The sequence below is a fragment of the Gluconobacter sp. P1D12_c genome (assembly GCF_018812105.1).
In the GTDB taxonomy this organism is placed as follows: domain Bacteria; phylum Pseudomonadota; class Alphaproteobacteria; order Acetobacterales; family Acetobacteraceae; genus Gluconobacter; species Gluconobacter oxydans_A.
Map to the genome: position 1 here is coordinate 1 of NZ_JACSIQ010000053.1, position 1,205 is coordinate 1,205.

Consider the following 1,205-nt stretch of genomic DNA (forward strand, 5'->3'; position numbering starts at 1 on the left):
ACTTCCGGGTAGACCGTCCGTAAGACAAACCCGTCGCGCTCCAGTTCGCGAAGCTGGGTCGTCAGCATTCTCTGGGTGATATTGGGCAGGCGCTTGCGGATGGCGTTGAAGCGTAAGGTCCCCTGAAGCAGATGATAGAGGATCACGCCTTTCCATTTCCCGTCGATGAGCTGAAGCGTTGCTTCAACAGCGCAGCCGGGGCTGCAATCGAGCGACTGATGGCGGATACGGGTCATAACGGTATCATTTCCGACACTATGGGCGTTAAAAGTGCGTTCTTGTCTGAAAACAGCATAGTGCTCACTCTTCTCCTCATTCAACAGAGGAGCAGACATCATGCGGGCCATCGGTTATCAGACGCCGCTTCCCATCGAAAACCCGGCGTCCCTTCAGGACATCGATCTGCCGAAACCTGTTCCTTCGGGCCGGGATCTTCTGGTGGAAATCAGGGCCGTGTCGGTCAATCCGGTTGATACAAAAGTCCGCCGCAGCGCAACGCCGGAGGCGGGTCAGTGGCGTGTCCTGGGCTGGGATGCCGCAGGCGTTGTCGTCGGCACCGGACCGGACGTCACGGATTTTTCTGTCGGCGATGAGGTCTTTTATGCGGGGGCGATCAATCTCTCAGGGACCAACGCGGAGTTTCATCTGGTCGATGAACGGATTGTTGGTCGCAAACCCCGCTCCCTGAACTGGGCCGAAGCCGCCGCCTTACCGCTGACAGCAATCACCGCCTGGGAGATGCTTTTCGATCGCCTGGACATTCGTCGGCCTGTCCCGGGAACGACGCCGTCCATATTGATCATTGGGGGCGGAGGCGGGGTCAGTTCCATGGCGATCCAGCTGGCCAAGGTTCTGACTGATATCACGGTCATTGCCACGGCTTCGCGCCCCGAAACGCAGGACTGGGTCACATCTCTCGGGGCAGATTACGTGATCGATCACAGCAAGCCTCTGGCCGCACAGGTTGCTGCCCTTCCTACGGGCGCCCCCGGTTTTGTTTTTTCCACGACGCAGACAGATCGGCACCTGGCAGAGATCGTCGAACTTCTAGCCCCTCAGGGACATTTCGGCCTGATTGATGACCCTGCTGAACTCAATGCTGTACCCCTCAAGCGCAAAAGCCTGTCCCTGCATTGGGAGCTGATGTTCACCCGCTCACTGTTCGGAACGGCAGACATCAGCACACAAGGGAAACTCCTGAACGA

2 protein-coding genes are annotated in these 1,205 nt (G+C 58.1%); one reads left to right on the forward strand and one right to left on the reverse strand.

The genetic code is table 11. The features are described 5' to 3' along the window. Window positions 1–236 (reverse strand): helix-turn-helix domain-containing protein (locus KP705_RS15410; protein WP_215764776.1); only part of this gene is annotated, 236 nt, incomplete at its 3' end. A gap of 100 nt (window positions 237–336) precedes the next feature. On the opposite strand from KP705_RS15410, the gene KP705_RS15415 reads away from it, so the two are divergent. Next, on the forward strand, window positions 337–1,205 hold an 869-nt coding region (locus KP705_RS15415; RefSeq protein WP_215764778.1), incomplete at its 3' end, for a zinc-binding alcohol dehydrogenase family protein.